A 21,081-nucleotide genomic window follows, 5' to 3' on the forward strand; every position below is an offset into this window, starting at 1 on the left:
TCCTGGGCAGGGCGCGGCACACCGCCGCGCATGGCTCCCCGAACCGCGCGGCCATGTAATCACCGAGGCGCTCAAGGACTCGAATCCGTTCACTCGTCCGGGTGGTCCAGGTGGCGGATTGCCGCACTGCGGACCCCATGGGAAAAAGTCTTAACAAATTCCCCGGGGACGGAGACCGTTCATGTTGAAGTGCACGTCAACCCTGGTCAGGAGCCTGGCTGTCGGCGCTGCGGCGGTGCTCGCGCTGGGCGTGGCGACCCCCTCGGCGCTGGCGTACTCGGGGGCCTTCCAGCACACCCAGAGCGTGGGCAACCGGGGCGCGGACGTCGCCGCCGTGCAGCACCTGCTGCGCCAGCACGGGCAGGCCACCGCGGTCGACGGGGTGTTCAGCGCGGACACCGCGACCGCCGTCAAAGCCTTCCAGCAGACCAAGTCCCTGCCCGTCGACGGCATCGTCGGGCCGAAGACCTGGGCCGCGCTGGCGGTGCAGGTGCGCGAGGGCGACACCGGCGAGGCCGTTTCCGCGTTGCAGGCGCAGCTCAACGCCAAGCGCAAGCTCTCGCTGAAGGTCACCGGCACCTTCGACGCCGCGACGAAGCAGGCCGTGACCAGCTTCCAGTCGCACGCGGGCATCGGCGCCGACGGCGTCGCGGGACCCATCACCTGGGAGAACCTGGTGTGGCACTTCGACTACCCGGACTTCGCCGCCGGGTTGTGCGACAAGGACCCCGACGGCAACGGCACCGCGAACTGGGGCACCGCGAGCACCATCGCCCAGCTCGAAGCGGCCGCGCGCGGCTTCGCCTCCACCAACCAGGGCAAGATCCCGCTCGGCGACGTCAGCTTCGAGCACGGCGGCGCGATCAACGGCCACTCCAGCCACCGCGTCGGCATGGACGTCGACATCTGGCCGATCCGCACCGACAGCAAGCAGTGCTCGGCCGGGCGGATCACCTGGGAGTCCTCGACCTACGACCGCGCCGCGACCCGGCAGCTCGTGAAGGCGATCAAGGCGGCGGCGCCCGGCCACGTGAAGGTGGTCTGGTTCAACGACCCCGTGCTGATCAGGGAAGGTCTGACGCAGCCGCTGGTCAACCACTCCAACCACCTGCACGTGCGCTACTGCGCGAAGACCCACCCCAGCAGCCTCTACACCTGTTAGCTAACGGGTGTGCGCGACGAGCGCTGACACGAACGTGCCCCACAGCTGCCTGGGGACCTCGTGCCCTGCCCCTTGCAGGACCAGCAGTTCCGCGCCGGGGATCGCATCGCGCAGCGCTTCGCCGTGGGGCAACGGGAAGACGGGGTCGAGCTCGCCGTGCACGACGAGCGCGGGCACGGCGATGTCCCCGAAGCCGCCTGAGGTCGGGCCGTCGAAGTCGATGAGGAAGTGGTTGGTCAGCGCGGAGGCGATGTTGTTCGTCCGAGCCACGTCCTCTTCGACGAGCGCGCGCGTCGCGTGCTCGTCGAAGTAGGGCGAGCCACCCGAGTACGCCTTGAGCAGATCGGTGACGAACTCGACCACAGCAGCGGTGTCGGTCGGGTCCGGGTTCTCCGGGGTGTGCGCGAGGAACTCCTCGGACATCGGAGGTAGGTCGTCTTCGCCGGTGCTGGTGGTCACGAAGGTCAGCGACGCCACCCGGTCCGGGTGATCAACACCAAGGGTCAGCGCGATCGCCCCGGCCATCGATCTGCCCACCACGTGCGCGCGCTCGATCCCCAGCGCGTCAAGGACTCCGACGGCGTCGCGGGTCATGTCCGACAAGGAGTACCCGGGCTTGCCGGGCGGGTAGCTGACCGAGCGGCCGGTGTCGCGGTTGTCGTAGCGGACCACGAACCGGCCGTGCCCGGCGATCGCCGAGCAGAGGTCGCTCTCCCACCCGAGCATCGACGCACCCGCCCCATGGATCAGCAGGATCGCCGGGTGGGTCGCGTCACCGAAGGTCTCCACGCACAGCTGCACGCCGTTCGCGTCGATGAGCTTCTCCATCGTCTTCTCCTTGCTGTTCGTGGGATCGCTGCTCATGGTGTTGCCTTGATCGCCGGGCCGTCGCGAAGCACGCCGCGGACCTCGTCGGCGGTGACCGAGTGCGGGTCGAACGCGGTGAGACACCAGGTCGCCCCCGCCCGAACGTAGGCCGAGATGTCGGCGCCGGGCTCGACCTCCGCCACGTAGTCGTAGGGCTGGCCGTCCCCGGCGCGCAGGTCGCTGACCTGGCTCACCGCCTCGGCGAACTCCTCGGGCGATGTCAGGTTGACCGGGAAGAACCCGTCGAGGCGGGCCGCCCTGCGCATCGGCCGGATCTTGCCCGGGAAACCCGCAGCCCACACCGGGATGCCCGTCGGCCGCACCGGCGTCGGCAGGAACTGGATGCCGTCGACGGTGTAGTGCTCGCCGTGGTGGTGCACGGTCTCGCCGGACCACGCGGCGGCCAGGATCTCCAGAGCCTCGTCGAGCTTGCGGGCGCGCACGCGGTCGTCGGTCTCCTCTCCGGTGCGGGAGAACTCCCCGGCGAACCGGTCGCTGCCCAGGCCGACGCCGAGGGTGAGCCGCCCGTTGCCGAGCCGGTCCAGCGTCACCGTCTCCCTGGCCAGCTTCGTGGGCCTGCGCCGCGCGATCGCCGAGACCATCGGCCCGAAGCGCAGCCTTTCGGTGGCCGTGGCGACGGCGGCGAGGGTGATCCACGGATCGGCCGTCTCGCGCACCGGCTCGCGCCAGCGGATGTGGTCCCAGACGAACAGCCCGGACCAGCCCGCCTCCTCGGCCTCGGCGGCGAGGCGGGCGATCAGCAGCGGGTCGGCCAGCTCGTCGAAGAGGGGCAGCCAGAGCGCGCATTTCGCAGTGGTCATGCGAGAAACGCTATGGACGCCACGGCATTATGAAAAGTGATTGATTGTGATCCATTCAATCAGCTCTGCTGATAGCTTGGCGGTGTGGTGACCTTCGAGCTGCGGCACCTGGCGACCCTCGACGCGGTTGCCGAGGAGGGCACGTTCGGCAGGGCCGCGCAGCGCCTCGGCTACACGCAATCCGCGGTGAGCCAACAGATCGCGGCGCTGGAGAAGGCCGTCGGTGGCGCGGTGTTCGACCGGCCGGGCGGCCCGAAACCGGTGCGGCTGACCCCGCTCGGCGCGGTGGTGCTCGCGCACGGCCGCGAGCTGCTGGCGGGTGCCGCGCGGACGGCTGAGGCCGTGGAGCGGTTCAACGCGGGCGAGGGCCGGGTGGACATCGGCACCTTCCAGAGCGTGACCAACGAGATCCTGCCGCCCGTGGTGCGGCGGATCCGGGACGAGCACCCGGCCGCCGACCTCCGGCTGTTCGAGGAGGAGACCGATCCGCCGCTGTCGGACGGCTTCGACCTGCTGTTCTTCGACGGCCGGATCGGTGGCGAGGTCGAGCAGATCAAGGTGATCGAGGACCCGTACGTCCTGGTCGCGCGGCGCGGTGACTTCCCGGACGGGCCGGTGCCGCTCGAAGCGCTGCACGGGGCGCCGATGGTGGCCCAGCCCCCGATCTGCGACCAGGCGCGGGTGGAACGGGTGTACGCCGAAGCCGGGGTCGCGCCACGGATCGTGTTCCGGACGGCTGACAACCGCGGCGTGATCTCGATGGTCCGCGCGGGCATGGGTGTCGCCGTCATGCCCCTGCTCGCGCTCGACCTCCGCGCGGACAACGAGATCCTGTGCACGCACGAACTGCTCCCGGCGCTCTCCCCGCGTGAGATCTACCTCGCCTGGCACGCGGGGCGGACCCTGTCACCGCTGGCCCGCCGCGTCCTCGACATCACCCTTGAGGTCACCAAGGACATCGCGGCGCGGTGGCCGCTCAGCGCAGGTGGCGGTAGCCGGGGTGGACACCGGGGATGAGGTCGTGGGCGGTGGAGAGGCGGCTCAGGAGCTGGGCGAGGACGTCGCGCTCGTCCTGGGACAGGGGTGCGCAGACCTCCTCGTCGTGCTCGACGGAGATCAGCATCGCCTGGCGCAGCATGGCGGTGCCCTTGCCGGTCAGGTGCAGCGCGTAGGCCCTGCGGTCCTTGGGGTTGCGCCTGCGCTCGACGAACCCCCGCTTCTCCAGGTCGTCGACGAAGGAGACCATCCGGCTGGGCACCACGCCCATGCGCTCGCCGAGCTCCTGCTGGGAGGCGCCCTCGTTCGCCGAGATCATCCGCAGCAGGCCGACGTGCCTGGGCTCGATCTCCAGCGGCCGCAGGCGCTCGGCGAAGCGCTGCGCCCCGAACGCCCCCAGCTGGGAGAGCAGGAACGCCACGCCCTTGGGTGTCTCCATACCCCCGACCCTACCGCTGAGAAATCATTCAGGTCACGAATGGTTTCGTTGTGGAAGTCATAGGGAGGAGCCACTGTGAGCCGTCAGTTCAAGCCCAGGGCGCGCAAGCTCGCGCTGCTCGTGCACGTGCTGTTCGGGGTCGCGTGGATCGGCTTCGAGGTGATGGTGCTCATCCTCGCGATCACGGGCGTGACCACGGAGAACCCGCGCGTGCTGCACGCCGCCTACGTGGTGCTCGGCGAGTTCGGGCCCGCTCTGTACGCCCCCTTCAGCTTCGGCACCCTGGTCAGCGGCATCGTGCTCTCCGTCGGCACGCACTGGGGGCTCGTGAAGCACTACTGGGTCGTCGCCAAGCTCGCGATCTCCGTGGCGACGCTGCTCGGCGGCAACCTGGTGATCGCCGGGCTGATGCGTGACGCGGGTGAGCGCGTGCTCGGCGCGGACATCGACACCCTTGACGCCTCGGCCGTGGGCTCGATCCAGAACTCCCTCCTGATGAACGCGATCGTGGTGATCACGTTGCTGGTCTTCGCGACGGTGCTCTCCTACTACAAGCCCTGGGGCAAGCTCAGGCGAGCACAGGCCGCGCCATCGGGTGCGGCTGCCCGGCGAGGAAACCGGCCACCGCGACCCCAGCAGCGGCAGACCACGCTTGTGGGCGGCACGCGGCCGGGTACGCCGTGACCGGGTCGCCATCGGCTGCGCTGTCCCCGCCGTACAGCTCGGGCAAGCGGTAGTCGAAGGCCTCCCCGGCCGCGAGGAGCCCTTCGGCGAGCACCCTCGCGCGCTCCTCGTGGCCCTCGGCGAGCAGACCGAACACCGCGATCGCCGTGTCGTGCGGCCAAACGCTGCCGCAGTGGTAGCTCAGCGGGTTGTACCCGGCGGTGTCGGCGGAGAGCGTGCGCAACCCGTAGCCGGAGTTCATGTCCTTGCGCACCAGGATCTCCGCGACCAGCTCCGCCTCCTCCGAGGAGAGGATGCCGGTGCCGAGCAGGTGGCCCATGTTGGACGACGGCCCGGTGACCGCGCGCTTCTGGCCGTCCAGCGCGATCGCCGGGTACCTGCCGAACTTGTCGCTCACCCAGAACGCCGCGCGGAACCGCTCGCGCAGCGCCGCCGCCCAGTCCCGCCACCGCTGTCCGCCGGGTTCGCCCAGCGCATCAAGCACTTCAGCGCCCCCGAGCGCGGCGGCGTGCGCGTAACCCTGGACCTCGCACAGCGCGAGCGGTCGGCTCGCGATCCGGCCGTCGCCCCAGCGCACGCCGTCGGAGGAGTCCTTCCAGCCCTGGTTCGCCAGACCCGCGCCGTCGGAGCCCGCGTACTCGCAGAAGCCGTCTCCGTCCGCATCGCCGGGACCTGCGATCCACTCCAATGCGGCGAGCAGGTGCGGGAGCAGGGGACGGATGCGCTCGGTGTCCTGTTCGGCGCGCCACAGGTCGTGGAGCAGGCAGACCCAGAGAGCGGTCGAGTCCACGCTTCCGTAGTACAGCGGCGGAAGCGTCAGTCCGGGCAGCTTGAGTTCGCCTCGTCGCACCTCGTGGAGGATCTTGCCAGGCTGCTCTTCGGTGACGGGGTCCTCGCGCCTGCCTTGACGTGCGGCCAGTGCCCACAGCGTTCCCAGCGCGAGATCGCGGTTGTTGGGCAGCAGAAGCCTTGCGGCCCACAGGGAATCCCGGCCGAACAGGGTGAAGAACCAGGGGCTTCCCGCCGCCAGGAACGCGGCTCCGGGCTGCTGCGGGTCGGCCAGCAGGAGGCCGTCGAGGTCGGCCAGGCCGCGTTCGGCCAACCGTGCCGCGCGGTGATCCGTGGTGACGATCTTGGTGAGTTTCGGCGGGTTCGCCGGCCTGCGCGGCAGAAAGCCGTCCGCGCCCTCCTCCGAGGGGGTCACGACGACTTCGGTCTCCCAGCTCGCGCCTGGTTCGAGCAACACCTGCCAGGTGATGACCGCCGCGTCCACTGCGGACTCTTGGTGAGGGTCTCCGGTGAAGCGGAGTTCAACGCGGATGCCGTCGTTCTCCCAGCGCGCAAAGGACTTCTCGACGGTGGGGGTGAGTGCGCGGGGCACGGCGCCGGACTTGACGGCGGTGATCGCGGCGAGGTCGGTCGCGGCGGTGATCCGCACGTTCGCGGTCACCGGGGTGGCGCCGGAGTTGATCAGCTCGAAGCGCTCGACCAGCTCGGTGTCGGTGAGCTGGCGTTCGCGGCGCAGGTGCAGCTTCGGGTCGGCTGACGGCTCGCCGAGCCCGCGCAGCACGCAGAGGAACCGCGCCCGCTCGGCCTCTTCGGTGCGGTGGGCGACGCGCGTCGGGGCGACTCCGTCCACGTCGACCTCCAGCTGGGACAACACCCGGCGATCGTCGCGGTAGAAGCCTTGTGCGCCTTCGGCTCGCAGCTGCCCGTCGGCCGCGCCGAGGACGGCGGACGGCGCGCGCAGCACCGTGACGAGTTCGTGCAGCGTCGGTTGCAGGTAGACCCGGTCAGCCACTGGCATCTCCTGGTGTGCGCTCTTGACAAATCCTGTGACGGCGTTCACTCTTCCGCGCAATATGAACGTTCAAATCGCGTCCGCAGGGCCTGTTTGAACGTTCATATCGGCGATGCGACACAGTCTGACACCTCGGCGGCGAACTTGGGAGGGGCCAATGACCGGCAACCGCGCAGGGGCGACTCTGGAGCAGGTGGCGGCGCACATCGGGGTGTCACGGCAGACCGTTTCCAACGCGCTCAACGCTCCGCACAAGCTGCACCCGGACACGTTGGAACGCGTCCAAGCAGCGATCGAGGAGCTGGGCTACCGGCCCAACCGCAGCGCGCGTGGGCTGCGAACGCGGAGCAGCGGGATGATCGGCTACCGGCTGACTCCGCGCGACCGGGGAGTCCTGACGCCGCTGATGGACGACTTCCTGCATGCGCTCTGTGCTGCCGCGGAGGCGCGTGACCGGCACATTCTGCTGTTCACCGCGCCGCTCGGGGACGAGGGGTTGAGCGTCTACGCCGACCTGCTCGCTCAGCGCGCGGTCGACGCGTTCGTGCTGGCTGAGACGGTGGTCGGCGATCCTCGGCCGGGCTGGCTGGCGGAGCGGGGCGTGCCGTTCGCTGCCTTCGGCCGGACTTGGGGGCCCGGTCAGGCCGGCGCGTGGGTGGACGTCGACGGCGCGCACGGGATGGCTCAGGTCGTCGAGCACCTGCATTCCCTCGGTCACCGGCGGATCGGTTTCCTCGGCTGGCGGGAGGGTGACGGGGTCGGCGACGACCGGCTGCGCGGCTGGCGAGGCTCGGCCGAGGGCCTCGGTCTGTCCACAGAGGACGGTCTGATCGTCCGTGGTGCCAACACGATAGACGCGGGACGCAGTGGCGCTGCGGTGTTGTTGAACTCGGCTGAGCCGCCGACGGCGCTGGTCGCGGTCAGTGATGCGGTCGCGCTCGGAGCGTTGGCGCTGCTGGCTGAGCGCGGTGTTTCCGGCGGTGTTGCTGTCACGGGCTTCGACGACAGTCCGCTCGCGTCGGCCACTCTGCCCGGCCTGACGAGCGTGCGGCAGCCGTTGGAGCGAGTCGCCGAACACATCTTGTTGTTGCTGGACAACCAATCCGTGAGCGGATCGCTGCTGCGCCCCGAGCTGGTGGTGCGAGCGAGCAGCGAGAGGAGATGAGATGAACCGACGACGGCGCCACATCGGGGTGGCGCTGGCGGCTGCGCTGGTCTTGGCGGGCTGCGGCGAAGGGTTTGACGAAGATCCGCTTGCGGGATCGAGCATTGGGAGCGCGCCGGGTCGTCAGTCTCTTGGTCCGGCGACGTTGCAGGTGCTGATCGGCTCGGCGACCAGTGTCGAGCTGGAGGCCACGAGGTCGATCATGCAGACCTGGGCGCAGCGCACGGGCAACAAGGTCAACGTGGTCGCTTCCGCCGACCTGCCGCAGCAGCTGGGGCAGGGCTTCGCCGGTGGCACTCCGCCGGACCTGTTCGTGCTGGAGCCCGGCGCGTTCTCGCGGTACGCCCAGCCCGGCGCGCTGCACACCTACGCCGAGCGGCTGCCGGGGGCGGACGACATCTACCCCAACCTGCGCTCGATCTTCACCCACGAAGGCAAGTTCGTGTGTGCTCCCAAGGACTTCTCCACCCTGGCGCTGGTGATCGACACCGAGGCCTGGGCGGGTGCCGGGCTCACCGACGCCGACCTGCCCAAGGACTGGGCGCAGCTGGAGGCGGTGGCCAAGCGGCTCACGACGCCGAAGCGCAAGGGCCTGGTGCTGATGGACGACGTCGACCGCATCGGCGCGTTCTTCAAGCAGGCGGGCGGCTGGCTTGTCGATCCGAGCGGCAAGAAGGCCACTGTGGACAGTCCGCAGAATCTCCAAGCGCTCCAGTACGTTCAGCGCTTGTTGAGGTCGGGGAGCGCGGCGTTCGCCAAGCAGATCGACTCCGGGTGGAGCGGCGAGGCGCTCGGCAAGGGCAGCGCGGCCATGGTCGTCGAGGGCAACTGGGTGATCGGCGCGCTGGGCAAGGACTACCCGCAGCGCAAGTGGCGCGCGGTGGAGCTGCCCGCGGGCCCGGCGGGCAAGGGGACGCTGGCGTTCACCAACTGCTGGGGCATCCCGTCGGTGAGCAAGAACCGGCAGGCGGCGGAGAACCTCGTCGCGCACCTCACCGACGTCTCGCAGCAGAACGCGCTCGGCGAGGGCTTCGGCGTGATCCCGTCCCGACGGCTCGCCGCGAGCCTGTTCGCGCGGTCGCACCCGGAACAGCAGGCGTTCCTGGCCGGGGCCGACTACGCGCAGGGGGAGCCGACCGCGAAGGGCCTGGAGTCGGTGCTGAAGGACTTCGACGCGCAGCTGCTCGGCCTCACCAGCGGCGCAGACCCCAAGGCGATCCTGGCGTCCACGCAGCGCAACGCCGAACAGGTGCTCGGCCGGTGACCGCCGAAGAGAACGTAACCAATGCGGCATTGGTTACGTCTGGCGAAACGAATGCCACATTGGGTACGCAACGGCGGCGCGGGAGGTGGGGGCGCGGCAGCGCGGGTTCCGGCAGAACGGGCGCGGGGGTGAGCGCCAAGCGTGGGGAGGCGGTGGCGGGGTGGTTGTTCGCGGCGCCGGGGATCGCGCTGCTGGCGACGTTCGTGCTGCTGCCGATGCTGTTGGCGTTGTGGGTCAGCGTGTTGGACTGGGACGGCACCTACAGTCCGTTGTCCGGGCGGGCGCCGGTGGTGGGGTTGGACAACTACGCGGCCCTGCTGACCGAGGACGGGTTGGCACGGCGTGACTTCGCGTTGAGCGTGCGCAACACCTTCTACTTCGTGGTGATCTCAGTACCCGTTCAGACGGCGCTCGCGCTCGGGCTGGCGATGGTGGTGCACAACAGGACTCTGCGCGGGCGGGGCTTCTTCCGGGCGGCGTTCTACTTCCCGTCGGTCACCAGCGCGGTGGCGATCTCGGTGGTCTTCCTGTTCCTGTTCTCGGGTTCGGGCGCGATCAACGCGGTGCTCGGCTTCTTCGGCATCGACGGGCCGACGTGGTTCGCGGACCCGCGCGGCGTGGTGCACGAGCTGCTCGGCGCGCTGGGCCTGGTCGACCCGTCCGCGCCGCCGGAGTGGCTGAGCGGGACGCGGCTGTGGGGCCTGACGCTGTGGGAGTGGCTGTCCGGGCCGTCGGTGGCGATGTCAGCGGTGACGCTGCTGATGATCTGGACGACCTCGGGCAACTTCATGCTGATCTTCCTCGCGGCGCTGCAGAACCTGCCGGAGGACGTCCTGGAGGCGGCGGACGTGGACGGCACCACGCGCTGGCAGCGGCTGACGAAGGTGACCGTGCCGATGCTGATGCCGACGGTCTTCGTGGTGCTGACGATGGGGCTGATCGGTAGCTGGCAGGTATTCGACCAGATCTACGTGATGGGCCAGGGCAACCCCGCGAAGACCACGCTGACCCCGGCCTACCTGTCCTACCAGCGGTCCTTCGCGGAGGGCTCCTACGGCCTCGGCGCGGCCATCGCCTTCCTGCTCTTCGCGATCATCGTCGTGCTGACCTGGGCGCAGCGCCGCCTGCTCCGAGACGGGAGGACGTCATGAGGCGCGCGTTCGGTTACGCGGTCCTGCTCGTCGGCGCGGTCTGCTACCTGGGCCCGTTCGTGATCCAGCTGGTCACCACTTTCAAGACCGACGCGGACGCGGTGGCCAACCCCCTGTCGCTCGTGCCGGACCCGTTCTCGACGGCCTCCTACGAGCGCGTGGCGACCGATCCGTCGGTGGAGGTGCCGCGCTGGCTGGCGAACTCCGTGCTGGTGACGCTGTGCGTGACCTTCGGGCGGCTGCTCGTGGACGCCATGGCGGGCTACGCGCTCGCCCGGTTGCGCTGGCCCGGCCGCAAGCTCGTGTTCTCCGGTGTGCTGGCGCTGGCGGCGGTGCCCGCGGTGGTGCTGTTGATCCCGAAGTTCCTGCTGCTGCGCCAGTTCTCGATGTACAACTCCTACCTCGGCATGATCCTGCCGCTGATCACCGACGCGATCGGGATCTTCCTGCTCAAGCAGGCGTTCGAGCAGGTTCCGCGCGAGGTCGAGGAGGCCGCGCGGATCGACGGGGCCGGGGTGGTGCGCACCTGGTGGAACGTGGTGCTGCCGATGGTCCGGCCCGCGCTGGCCACGCTCGCGGTGCTGGCGTTCCAGAACTCCTGGAACGAGTTCGCGCACTTCCTGGTGTCCACTTCGGACTCCCGCTACGAGACGTTGACGCTGGGCCTGGCCCGGTTGGTCAGCGGCGCGCTCGGCGAGGGCCAGCAGTTGCCGCTCAAGCTCACCATCGCGCTCGTGTCCACGATCCCCGTCGCCGTGGTCTTCCTGCTCGCCCAACGCCACTTCATCCGCAACCAACTGGGCGGCGCCGTCAAGGGCTGACGCCATTGGCCGTTCTCGGCCCCCAGGCGAGGGGTTGTGGCGGTTAACGATGATCGACAGGGGGGTCTGGTGGTCTTGAAGACCAGCAAACCCGCGGCCCCCTCCAAGTTGTCCAGCACACGATGAGTGGGGCCTGGCGCGCGGCACGTGGCGTGCGGTGCTGGTACAGCCACAACGTGACCACGCCGGGTCGGCAGGAGCACGCACCGTGGGGGGCGTGGGGGGCTCGGCCCCCCAACGTGGTGAGGAGACGGGGAAGCTCGCGCAGCGAGCGAACACGGAAACGGTCGGGCGTAGGTCGCCTCTCGGCGAATGGCCTGGCGTGGCTCCTGCGTGACCGGTATTCCACGTCGGCCGAAGGGATGAGGCCCGGGGGACACGTACGCACCGACCGCTTCCGGCTTCGATGGTGCCATGACTGGTGTTTCCGTGTCTTCACACCGTTCTTCCGGCCTGGCGGGGCAGAAGGGTGATACCGGCGGGTAGGGCGTGTTTCACAGGTCCGTGTTCGCGATAGCCGGGCCGGGCCCGCCCCTGGCCGCGCCGCCGGGAAGCCCACGTACAACACCGGTACGCGGACTTCCCGCCGTCTAGCCAGGAACGACCTCGATCCCGGCTCTCATCGAACGAGACCTAGGAAACACGCCCTAGTCCCGGTGTTCGCCTGTGCCCGGCCGGGTTCTCCGGGTTGCCCGGCTCCGTGGCCGCCACCACGATCAAGTCACGGGTGGGGCCGAGCGGGGGAGATTCGGGTGGCGGCGAGGGTTCGGGACCTGACCGAGGTGTGGACGGCGTTGGTCGCCCGGCCGAGGGCGCAGCTGCTGGTGGCCGTCCCGCTGTCGCTGTGGGTGTTGGCCTGGGTGTGCGGGCAGTTCGTGGAGGGTGGGGCGCAGTGGTCTCCGCTGGACGTCGTGCGTTCGGTGACCGGGCGGTTCGGTTCGCCGGACCCGGACTGGCTCGCGGCGGTGTCGGCGTGGCTGCGTGATCCGGTGCACCGTGGACTGCTCGGCTGGTTCGCCGTGGCGGCGGGGTTGCTCTGGGCGGCGACGAGCGCGCGGGCGCAGGCTCCGGCGCTGCTCGGGTGGTTCGTGCTGATGGTGGCCGGTGAGGGCCTCGGCTACAGCCCGGCGTTCGGGCGGGCGGCGGTCGCGTTCCTCGGGTTCGTCACCCTGCTGGCCGTGCTCTCGACACCCAATCGTGGCCGGATGATCGTTCGGCGGGTCAGGTTGTTGCCCAAGGACGTGCTGCGGGCGGGCGTTCTCGCCGCGGTGCTCTCGCTGCTGGTGCCCCTGCTGGCGCCGGGCCTGGCGCTGGCCCGGCTGCTGCGGCCGTACCTGACCAGGCCCGCCCGGCCGGATCCGAGCCGGGTGGGTGTCGCCGTACCGGGTGCCATCCCGCCTCCCCGGATCGAGGGACGAGGACCTGAAACAACGGTCACGTCTCCGCCACATCACGGTCGTGGACGTGCTCCGATGTCCGAGTGACAACGATCATGGCACGTAACCATCCCGGTGGACTTGGTCACGATGCGTCTACCAGCAATAATGGTCAACCGTCACGCTAAGTCCGTCCGGCTTCCCCCGAACGGACGATGGCAGATGCTTTCTTGAATTGATTACGTTTGCTCGGCGACGGGGTGTAATTGATGCCCGGCGCGATGCTGGTGTGGGTGGAAAGTCGAAGCGGGGTCGACTTGCCGGTAATTTCCCAACGGCGTTGTGCTGTGTACTTTTAAGGTTCCTCACCAGGGATTATTAGAAGAGTTACACCTCAAGCACCCCAAGTGTGTGGCGTGGACCACTGAGGTGAAAAAGTGACATCCGTTCTGCCTGGGACGTCAAAATCGAATACATCGTTTCATGACAACCCCGCGTTACAACTTCCGAAAAATACGCTCGGTTGGGAACAGCGCTACCAACGGTCGGTGATCGTCAGCGACTTCTGCTCGATCGTGGCCGTGAACACTCTTGTGGCCGTGGGGACGGTCATGAGCGGTAGCGCCGCGTACTCACCGCGCTGGGCCGCGTCACTCGCCGGGGGAGCCGGAGTGGTCGCGGTCGTCATGCTGTCGCTGTCCAGGGCGTGGGACGTCCGGGTGCTGGGACAGGGACCGGAGGAGTTCCGCAGGGTCGGCAGGGCCGCCGTGATCGCGATGCTCGCGCTCTCCGTCGTGGCGCTCGCGCTGCGGCTGGACGACCTGCGGCCGTGGGTCTTCGTCGGCATGCCCGCGCTCGCGGTGACCGCCGTGAGCCAGCGCTTCCTGCTGCGGAAGGTGCTGCACGCGCGGCGCAGGGACGGCAGCTGCCTGCTCCCGGTGCTCGCGGCGGGGACCGTGGAGGCCGTGCAGGACCTGATCCGGCGGACCAGGGCCGACTCGCACCTGGGCTGGCGCGTCGAGGCGGTGTGCACTCCGACCGGACTGGGCGTCGGCCGCGTCGCCGAGATCGACGGCGTCCCGGTGGTGGGCAACCTGGACGAGTTGGTCGAGCGCACGCGTCTGGGCGGCTACCGGGTGGTGGCGGTCGCGCCCGCTCCCGAGTGGACCCCCGACCGGGTGCAGCGGCTGGCCTGGGACCTGGAGGGCGGCACCGCCGAGCTGGTGGTCACGCCCGCGCTCATGGAGGTCGCGGGCCCGAGGCTGCACGTCGCGCCGGTGTTCGGCCTGACGATGCTCTGGGTCAGCGCGCCCACCTTCAGCGGGATCCCGCGCCTGTTCAAGGCGGTGATGGACCGGGTGGGAGCGCTGGTGCTGACGCTGCTGGCCGCTCCGGTGCTGCTGCTGATCGCGGCGGCGATCAAGCTCGACGACGGCGGCCCGGTGTTCTACCGGCAGAGCCGGGTCGGCCGGGGCGGCACGGCCTTCCCGATGCTGAAGTTCCGCTCGATGGTGGTCGACGCGCACGCCATGCGGCCCACCCTGGCCTCGGCGAACCAGGGCTCCGGCCCGCTGTTCAAGATGCGCCGTGACCCCAGGGTGACCCGGGTCGGGGCGGTGCTGCGCCGCTACTCCCTCGACGAGCTGCCCCAGGTGCTCAACGTGCTGTTCGGCTCGATGTCGATGGTCGGGCCGAGGCCGCCGCTGGCGGAGGAGGTCGCCAGCTACGGGCAGGACGCGCGGCGCAAGCTGTTGGTGAAGCCGGGGATGACGGGGCTGTGGCAGGTCAGCGGCCGCAGCGACCTCTCCTGGGAGGAATCGGTCCGGATCGACCTGCGCTACGTGGAGAGCTGGTCGTTGTCCATGGACCTGGTGATCTTGTGGAAAACGGTGTCGGCGGTCGTCGGCGGCAAGGGAGCGTACTGAGCATGAGCACGACAAGCCTGACCGGCGCTGTCGACCGGGTGAGTCCGGTCAGTGGCGGCCTGTCGTGCCGCCTGTGCGGCGCGCGGGAGCTGCACAGCGTGCTCGACCTGGGCGCGAGCCCGCCGTGCGAGCTGTTCCTCACCGAGGCGCAGCTCGACGAGCCGGAGCCGACCTACCCGCTGCACCTGCGGGTGTGCGCGCAGTGCCTGCTCGCGCAGCTGCCTCCGCTGATCAAGCCGGAGGAGACCTTCACCGAGTACGCCTACTTCTCCTCCTTCTCCACCTCGTGGGTGGAGCACGCGCGCCGGTTCGTCGAGACCGCGACGCGGCGGATCGGGCTCGGCCCGGACTCCTTCGTGGTGGAGGTGGCCAGCAACGACGGCTACCTGTTGCAGCACGTGGTCGCGGCGGGCATCCGCTGCCTGGGCATCGAGCCGTCGGTCAACGTCGGCGACGCCGCGCGGGAGAAGGGCGTCCCGACCGTCACGGAGTTCCTCGCGCCGGACAGCGCCGGCCGCGTCCGCGCGCAGCACGGTGCCGCGAACCTGGTGGTGGCGAACAACGTCTACGCGCACATCCCGGACGTGCTGGGCTTCACGCAGGGGCTGCGCGAGCTGGTCGCCGACGACGGCTGGGTGTCGATCGAGGTGCAGCACCTGCTGACGCTGATCAAGCACACCCAGTACGACACGATCTACCACGAGCACTTCCAGTACTACACCGTCGCTTCCGCGCAGCGGGCGCTCGCGGCGGGCGGTCTCGAACTGATCGACGTGGAGCTGGTCCCCACGCACGGCGGCTCGATCCGCTTGTGGGCCAGGCCTTTCGGCACGGGCTCGACGCCGACCGCCGCCGTCGCGGAGGTGCTGGCGGAGGAGCGCGCGGCCGGACTGCACGACGTCGGCGGCTACGGGCAGTTCAGCCAAGCCGTGCAGCGCTCGCGGTGGGAGCTGATGGGCTTCCTCATCGAGGCGGCCGAGCAGGGCCAGACCGTGGTGGGCTACGGCGCGCCGGGCAAGGGCAACACGCTGCTGAACTACTGCGGCGTCCGCCCCGACCTGCTGCGCTACACCGTGGACCGCAACCCCTACAAGCACGGCAGGTACACGCCGGGCACCAGGATCCCGATCCTGCCGGTGGAGCAGATCGCCGAGGACCGGCCCGATTACGTGCTTGTCCTGCCGTGGAACCTGCGCGAGGAACTGACCGCGCAGCTGAGCTACGTGGGCGAATGGGGCGGACGGCTCGTCTTCCCCGTCCCGACTCTGGAGATCGTCGAGGTAGGCCGATGAAGGTCGTGCTGTTCTGCGGCGGGTACGGGATGCGGATGCGCACGGGCTCCGCCGACGACCTGCCCAAGCCGATGCACCCGGTGGGCCCGCGCCCGCTGCTGTGGCACGTGATGCGCTACTACGCGCACTTCGGCCACACGGACTTCGTGCTGTGCCTGGGTTACGGCGCGCAGTACATCAAGGACTACTTCCTCAGCTACTCCGAGGCGGCGTCCAACGACTTCGTGCTCCGAGAGGGCAAGGTCGAGCTGCTGTCCTCCGACATCAGCGACTGGACGATCACCTTCGTCAACACCGGGCAGGACTCGCCGATCGGTGAGCGGCTGCGCCGGGTGCGCCACCTCGTGCAGGACGAGGAGATGTTCCTGGCCAACTACGCCGACGTGCTCACCGACGCGCCGCTGGACGACATGGTGGCGCGCGTGCGCGAGACCGGCGCGGCGGCCTCGATGATGGTCGTGCCGCCGCAGCAGTCCTTCCACTGCGTCGAGGTGGGCGAGGAGGGCAAGGTCTCCGGCATCACCGCGGTGAGCAGCCTGCCGCTGTGGGAGAACGGTGGCTACTTCGTGCTGCGCCCCGAGGTCTTCGACCACCTGCCGCGCAACGGCGACCTGGTCGAGGACGGCTGTGGCGCGCTGGCGGAGCAGGGCAAGCTGATCGCCTACCAGTACAAGGGTTTCTGGCAGCCCGCCGACACCGTGAAGGAGCGCGCGGCACTGGAGCGCGGCTACGCCTCGGGTGATCGTCCGTGGATGCTGTGGGACCGTGACGAGCACGTCGAAGCCCTGGACGGGGTGCGCTGAGTGATTTCCCTTGTGCCGGAACGGTTCGGCAGCGTGGTCGTGCTCGGCGCGCACTGCGACGACATCGCGATCGGCGCGGGTGGCACGTTGCTGGCCGCCTGCGCCGCGTCGCCGGGACTGCGCGTCACCGCGCTCGTGCTGAGCGGCAGCGGGACCAAACGGGAAGAGGAGGAGCGTGCCGCACTGGAGGCCTTCTGCCCGGGGGCGAACCTGGACGTCGAAGTGCTCGACCTGCCCGACGGACGGATGCCCGCCCACTGGGACCGGGCGAAGCAGGCCCTGGAATCCTTGGCGCGCAAGGTGTCCCCGGACGTCGTGATCGGCCCGGCCAAGCACGACGCGCACCAGGACCACCGGACGCTCGCCCAGCTGGTGACGACCGCGTTCCGCGATCAGCTCGTGCTCGGCTACGAGATCATCAAGTGGGACAGCGACCAGGTGCAGCCGGTCGCCTTCGTGCCGTTGGCCCCGAGCGTGGCGCTGCGCAAGGCGGAACTGCTGGACGCGCACTACCCGTCGCAGCGCGGACGGGACTGGTTCGACGCGGAGACCTTCCTCGGGCTGGCGCGGATGCGCGGTGTGCAGTGCCGCGCCCGCTACGCCGAGGCGTTCTTCGTTGACAAGGTTGTGCTCGGTTGGGGAGAGGGATGAGTTCGATGCGTGTCCTGTTGACCGGACACCAGGGGTACCTGGGCAGTGTGATGGCGGTGCGCCTGGCGGAGGCCGGTCACGACGTCGTCGGGCTGGACTCGGGGCTGTTCGCCGACTGCGTGCTCGGGCCTTCGCCTGAGGACCCGCCGACGATCGCGGTGGACCTGCGCGATGTGACCGTGGAGCAGCTGGCGGGCTTCGACGCCGTCATCCACCTCGCGGCGCTGTCCAACGACCCCCTCGGTTCCCTCGCGCCGTCGCTGACCTATGACATCAACCACTTCGCCTCGACCAGGCTGGCCAAGCTCGCGCGCGAGGCCGGAGTGCGTCGTTTCCTCTACGCCTCAACGTGCTCGGTGTACGGCGCGGCGGGGGAGGAGCTGGTCGGCGAGGACGCTCCGCTGCGCCCGGTGACGCCCTACGCGGAGAGCAAGGTCCGGGTCGAGGACGACCTGGTGCAGCTCGCCGACGACGACTTCAGCCCGGTGTTCCTGCGCAACGCCACGGCTTTCGGCTTCTCGCCGAGGCTGCGCGCGGACATCGTGCTGAACAACCTGGTCGGCCACGCGGTGCTCAGCGGCGAGGTGCGCGTGCTCTCCGACGGCACGCCGTGGCGCCCGCTGGTGCACGCCGCCGACATCGCCGACGCGTTCCTGGCGGCGCTCGTGGCTCCGCGCGAGTCCATCCACTGCCGCGCCTTCAACGTCGGCATGGCGGAGAACAACCTGACCGTCGCGCAGATCGCCGAGGCCGTCGTGCAGGCGGTTCCGGGCTCCAAGCTCGTGATCACCGGCGAGGCGGGCGCCGATCCGCGCTCCTACCGGGTGGACTTCGCGCGCATCACCAAGCACCTGCCCGCGTTCGTTCCACAGTGGACGGTCGCGGCGGGCGCGGTGGAGCTGCACACCGCCTACGTGGAGCACGGCCTGACCGAGCACGGCTTCACCAAGCGCTTCACCCGCCTGGCGAGGCTGGCCGACAGGCAGTCGGCGGGCAGCCTCGCCGACGACATGCGTCCGGCGGGTGCGCGCGTTCCGTGATCGGACTACTCGCGTTGAGACGCCGCCCAGGTACCCGCGGCGGCGTCTCGCGCACTGATCAGCTCGACCTCGGCGGGCCAGGCGATGGCCAGCTCGGGGTCGTCGTAGCGCACGGCGACGTCCTCGGCCGGGTCGTGCGGCCTGTCGATGCGGTAGCAAACGTCTGCCCAGTCGCTGAGCACCTGGAACCCGTGCAACAGCCCCGGCGGCACGTAGAGGTGCCGGAAGCTGTCGTCGTCCAGCAGGAAGGCCTCGTGCTCGCCGAAGCTCGGCGAGCCGGGCCTGGCGTCGACGAGCACGTCGTGCACGGCTCCCCGTGCGCAGCGCACGAGCTTGGCCTCGCCGCGCCCGGAGCGCCCGTGCATGCCGCGCAGCACGCCCTTGCGGGACCGCGACTGCGAGTCCTGCGTGAAGGCACCCGGGTCCAGCCCGTGCGCGCGGGCGATCTCGGTGTCGAAGGTCCGGGTGAACAGTCCTCGGTCGTCGTGGTGCGGGGTGGGCGTGAACACCAGCACCCCGGGCAGCGACGTCGTCTCAACCAGCACGCGGACATCTTCGCGCCTACCGGTTTCGTTACGGCTTTCACCCGGTTCAGCAGCGGTGTAGCGAATCCGGGGACCCGCGCGATGGGGCCGATGGACGGCCTTGCGAGGGAGTGGTGATGAGCGAACCTGTGTGCCGCGCGTGCGGGGGCCACAACGGGCAGATCGTGCTCGATCTCGGCCGCCAGCCGGCGTCGGACCACTTCCCGCGTCTGGTGGAGCCGGGGCCCGACGCCCGGCACCCGTTGCAGATGTGGCTGTGCGCCGACTGCGGTCTCGCGCAGCTGCTGACCGACCCGACGGTCCCGGAGGAGCCCAAGGGCGCCGAGCCCGCCGCGCTGGTCGCTCAGGCCCGCGACGCCGTGCACCGGGTGTCCAGGGCCGGTCTGCTGCCGAAGGGCGCCCGCGTCGCGGAGTACGGCAGCCCGCACGGCGGGAGCTGGCTGGGCATGCTGCGCACCAACGGCTTGCACCCGGTCCGCGAGGGCGACCAGGCCGAGGTCATCCTGGACTGCTTCGGGATGATGCACTGCCCCGACCAGGCAGCCGCGCTCGCCGAACGCGCCGGGCGGCTCACCGAGGACGGCGTGCTGCTGATCCAGTACCACTCGCTGGCCACGATCATCCGATGTGGACAGTGGAACGCGTTGCGGCACGGGCACTACGCGTACTACTCGACCACCGCGCTGATCACCATGCTCGCGGCTGCCGGACTGCGCCCGCGCACCGCGTGGACCTTCGACCTCTACGGCGGCACGGTGCTGCTGGCCGCCTCCAGGACGGGGGAGCCGGACGGCATCGTCCGCGCGCTGCTCGCCGAGGAGACGGCGATGCGGATCACCGAGCCGAACCGGCTGCGCGTGCTCCAGGACGAGGCCGCCGCGACGGCCGACGCGCTCCGGCGCTACCTCACCGAGCAGCGGCAGGCCGGGCGGCGGGTGTACGGCTACGGGGCCGCCTCGCGCGCGGTCGCGCTGCTGTGCCGGGCCGGGATCGACAGCGTGCTGCTGCCCGCCATCGCCGACGCCGCGCCCGCCAAGCAGAACCGGCGGATGCCCGGCAGCGGCATCCCGGTGATCTCGCCGGGCGAGCTGGTCTCCGCCGAGCCCGACGAGGTCCTGCTCTTCCTGCCCGACCTGGCCACCGAGGCCAGGACCGCGCTACCTCAGATCGAGGCGAACGGCGGGCGATGGGTGATCGCCGAACCGCGCCCCGACCCGCTCGCCCCGCTTTCCGTCGCCTGAGCCAGGGATAAGCCATGGAGAACAAGGTTTCCCCCCGCACCGCTTCTTCCAACACCGCGCCATCGCTCACCGGCCGCGCGGCCGCCCCCGTCGCCATCGGCCTCCCGGTGTACAACGGTGATCCTTATCTCCGCCTCGCGCTGGAGTCGTTGCTCGCGCAGACCGGCGTCGACTTCGAGCTGCACATCGCGGACAACTGCTCCACCGACGGCACGCAGGAGCTGTGCCGCGACTTCGCCCGCCGCGACGAGCGCGTGGTCTACCACCGCCGTGAGCACAACGTCGGGGTGACCGCGAACCACAACCTGCTGGTCGGCGAGGTCGACAGCCCGTACTTCGCGTGGGCGGGCGCCGACGACGCGTGCAGGCCGAACCGGCTGACGGCGCTGTTCGAGGCGCTGCGGGCGCGGCCGGACGCGGTGATGGCGTTCAGCTCCGCCGCGCAGATCAACGCCGACGGCGAGGTCATCGGCACCTGGCAGAACCCGTGCCGCACCGACGATCCCGACCCCGTCGTGCGACTGCGCGACATGGTGGGCGTCGAGCACCAGGGAGCGAAGCGCTACCGCAAGAACGTGTCCTTCGACTCCGCGCCGATGGCCTACGGGCTCTTCCGCAGGGACATGATGCTGCGCACGAAGCTGCTGCCGCCGGTGAAGAACAACGACAGGCTGATGCTCGCCGAGCTGGCCCTGCACGGTCCGTTCGTCGAGGTGCGCGAGCCGCTGCTGCTGCACCGCCACCACGAGCAGCGGCTGACCCAGGCCACCACGCAGCGGGACTGGTACCGCACCCAGCGCGGCGACGGCAGGACCTTCGTGCTCCCCAACGTGGAGGAGGCGGGCTGGTACCTGCGGGCGGTCTCGCGCTCGCCCCTGCCCCTCGCCGAGCGGGGACGTGCCATGCTCGCCCTGTACCCGTGGATGCGGGCCAACGCCGTGCCGATGGCGCGCAACGTGGCCAAGGCGGCAGTCGAGGCGGCTCGGCTGGCCGTCGGTGGCCGAGCGCGTTCCTGACATCCCCCACCAGCTATCGGA

General features: G+C 70.0%; 20 protein-coding genes. 15 read left to right on the top strand and 5 right to left on the bottom strand.

Going from position 1 to position 21,081, the window contains the following annotated elements:
- Positions 1–181: 181 nt before the first annotated feature.
- On the top strand, positions 182–1,162 hold the full coding sequence (locus tag ABD798_RS23485; RefSeq protein WP_344878391.1) for a penicillin-insensitive murein endopeptidase: 981 nt from the start codon (positions 182–184) through the stop codon (positions 1,160–1,162).
- Here ABD798_RS23485 and ABD798_RS23490 read toward each other — a convergent pair whose 3' ends face one another.
- Entirely contained in the window at positions 1,163–2,026 is an 864-nt protein-coding gene (locus ABD798_RS23490) for an alpha/beta fold hydrolase (protein WP_344878394.1), read from the bottom strand.
- Positions 2,023–2,850 carry an LLM class flavin-dependent oxidoreductase gene (locus ABD798_RS23495; protein ID WP_344878397.1) on the bottom strand — a complete coding sequence of 276 codons (828 nt, stop codon included), beginning with the start codon at positions 2,848–2,850 and terminating at the stop codon, positions 2,023–2,025. The genes ABD798_RS23490 and ABD798_RS23495 overlap by 4 nt, the downstream gene beginning before the upstream one ends.
- An 84-nt stretch (positions 2,851–2,934) precedes the next feature.
- Between ABD798_RS23495 and ABD798_RS23500 the strand changes: the two genes are divergently transcribed.
- Positions 2,935–3,867, top strand: a complete 933-nt coding sequence (locus ABD798_RS23500) for a LysR family transcriptional regulator (protein WP_344878400.1) — start codon at positions 2,935–2,937, stop codon at positions 3,865–3,867.
- Here the strand turns inward: ABD798_RS23500 and ABD798_RS23505 are convergent.
- Positions 3,827–4,285 (bottom strand): MarR family winged helix-turn-helix transcriptional regulator, encoded by a 459-nt coding sequence (locus tag ABD798_RS23505; RefSeq protein ID WP_344878402.1) that lies wholly within the window; start codon positions 4,283–4,285, stop codon positions 3,827–3,829. The genes ABD798_RS23500 and ABD798_RS23505 overlap by 41 nt on opposite strands.
- A 75-nt stretch (positions 4,286–4,360) precedes the next feature.
- Here ABD798_RS23505 and ABD798_RS23510 point away from each other — a divergent pair, with 75 nt between their 5' ends.
- Positions 4,361–4,969 (top strand): hypothetical protein, encoded by a 609-nt coding sequence (locus ABD798_RS23510; RefSeq protein WP_344878405.1) that lies wholly within the window; start codon positions 4,361–4,363, stop codon positions 4,967–4,969.
- Here the strand turns inward: ABD798_RS23510 and ABD798_RS23515 are convergent.
- On the bottom strand, positions 4,854–6,770 hold the full coding sequence (locus ABD798_RS23515) for an amylo-alpha-1,6-glucosidase (RefSeq protein ID WP_344878408.1): 1,917 nt from the start codon (positions 6,768–6,770) through the stop codon (positions 4,854–4,856). The genes ABD798_RS23510 and ABD798_RS23515 overlap by 116 nt on opposite strands.
- A gap of 157 nt (positions 6,771–6,927) precedes the next feature.
- On the opposite strand from ABD798_RS23515, the gene ABD798_RS23520 reads away from it, so the two are divergent.
- The 10 genes from ABD798_RS23520 to ABD798_RS23565 all read left to right on the top strand — a co-directional run bounded on the left by ABD798_RS23520 (position 6,928) and on the right by ABD798_RS23565 (position 18,258).
- Positions 6,928–7,935, top strand: a complete 1,008-nt coding sequence (locus tag ABD798_RS23520) for a LacI family DNA-binding transcriptional regulator (RefSeq protein WP_344878411.1) — start codon at positions 6,928–6,930, stop codon at positions 7,933–7,935.
- A 1-nt stretch (position 7,936) separates the two neighbouring features.
- Complete coding sequence (locus ABD798_RS23525) at positions 7,937–9,199, top strand: sugar ABC transporter substrate-binding protein (protein ID WP_344878414.1); 1,263 nt, start codon at positions 7,937–7,939, stop codon at positions 9,197–9,199.
- A gap of 128 nt (positions 9,200–9,327) precedes the next feature.
- Positions 9,328–10,350 carry a carbohydrate ABC transporter permease gene (locus tag ABD798_RS23530; RefSeq protein WP_344878417.1) on the top strand — a complete coding sequence of 341 codons (1,023 nt, stop codon included), beginning with the start codon at positions 9,328–9,330 and terminating at the stop codon, positions 10,348–10,350.
- Positions 10,347–11,171 carry a carbohydrate ABC transporter permease gene (locus tag ABD798_RS23535; RefSeq protein ID WP_344878420.1) on the top strand — a complete coding sequence of 275 codons (825 nt, stop codon included), beginning with the start codon at positions 10,347–10,349 and terminating at the stop codon, positions 11,169–11,171. Before ABD798_RS23530 ends, ABD798_RS23535 begins: the two co-directional genes overlap by 4 nt.
- A 752-nt stretch (positions 11,172–11,923) precedes the next feature.
- Complete coding sequence (locus tag ABD798_RS23540) at positions 11,924–12,655, top strand: hypothetical protein (RefSeq protein ID WP_344878423.1); 732 nt, start codon at positions 11,924–11,926, stop codon at positions 12,653–12,655.
- 440 nt (positions 12,656–13,095) lie between these two features.
- On the top strand, positions 13,096–14,472 hold the full coding sequence (locus ABD798_RS23545) for a sugar transferase (RefSeq protein ID WP_344878426.1): 1,377 nt from the start codon (positions 13,096–13,098) through the stop codon (positions 14,470–14,472).
- A gap of 2 nt (positions 14,473–14,474) precedes the next feature.
- Positions 14,475–15,764 carry a methyltransferase domain-containing protein gene (locus ABD798_RS23550; protein WP_344878429.1) on the top strand — a complete coding sequence of 430 codons (1,290 nt, stop codon included), beginning with the start codon at positions 14,475–14,477 and terminating at the stop codon, positions 15,762–15,764.
- Positions 15,761–16,567 carry a sugar phosphate nucleotidyltransferase gene (locus ABD798_RS23555; protein ID WP_344878432.1) on the top strand — a complete coding sequence of 269 codons (807 nt, stop codon included), beginning with the start codon at positions 15,761–15,763 and terminating at the stop codon, positions 16,565–16,567. Before ABD798_RS23550 ends, ABD798_RS23555 begins: the two co-directional genes overlap by 4 nt.
- Complete coding sequence (locus ABD798_RS23560) at positions 16,568–17,218, top strand: PIG-L deacetylase family protein (RefSeq protein ID WP_344878435.1); 651 nt, start codon at positions 16,568–16,570, stop codon at positions 17,216–17,218.
- A gap of 5 nt (positions 17,219–17,223) precedes the next feature.
- Positions 17,224–18,258, top strand: a complete 1,035-nt coding sequence (locus tag ABD798_RS23565) for an NAD-dependent epimerase/dehydratase family protein (RefSeq protein ID WP_344878438.1) — start codon at positions 17,224–17,226, stop codon at positions 18,256–18,258.
- Positions 18,259–18,263: 5 nt separating this feature from the next.
- Here ABD798_RS23565 and ABD798_RS23570 read toward each other — a convergent pair whose 3' ends face one another.
- Positions 18,264–18,803, bottom strand: coding sequence for a dTDP-4-dehydrorhamnose 3,5-epimerase family protein (locus ABD798_RS23570; RefSeq protein WP_344878441.1), 540 nt, complete (start codon positions 18,801–18,803; stop codon positions 18,264–18,266).
- Positions 18,804–18,919: 116 nt separating this feature from the next.
- On the opposite strand from ABD798_RS23570, the gene ABD798_RS23575 reads away from it, so the two are divergent.
- The gene (locus ABD798_RS23575) at positions 18,920–20,044 is read left to right on the top strand and encodes a class I SAM-dependent methyltransferase (RefSeq protein ID WP_344878445.1); all 1,125 of its coding nucleotides are present in this window, start codon (positions 18,920–18,922) and stop codon (positions 20,042–20,044) included.
- Between the two features lie 14 nt (positions 20,045–20,058).
- Positions 20,059–21,060: a glycosyltransferase gene (locus ABD798_RS23580; protein ID WP_344878448.1), complete on the top strand. Its 1,002-nt coding sequence runs from the start codon at positions 20,059–20,061 to the stop codon at positions 21,058–21,060.
- Positions 21,061–21,081 lie beyond the last annotated feature (21 nt).

Origin of the sequence: Allokutzneria multivorans (assembly GCF_039537405.1) — a bacterium.
GTDB lineage: Bacteria > Actinomycetota > Actinomycetes > Mycobacteriales > Pseudonocardiaceae > Allokutzneria > Allokutzneria multivorans.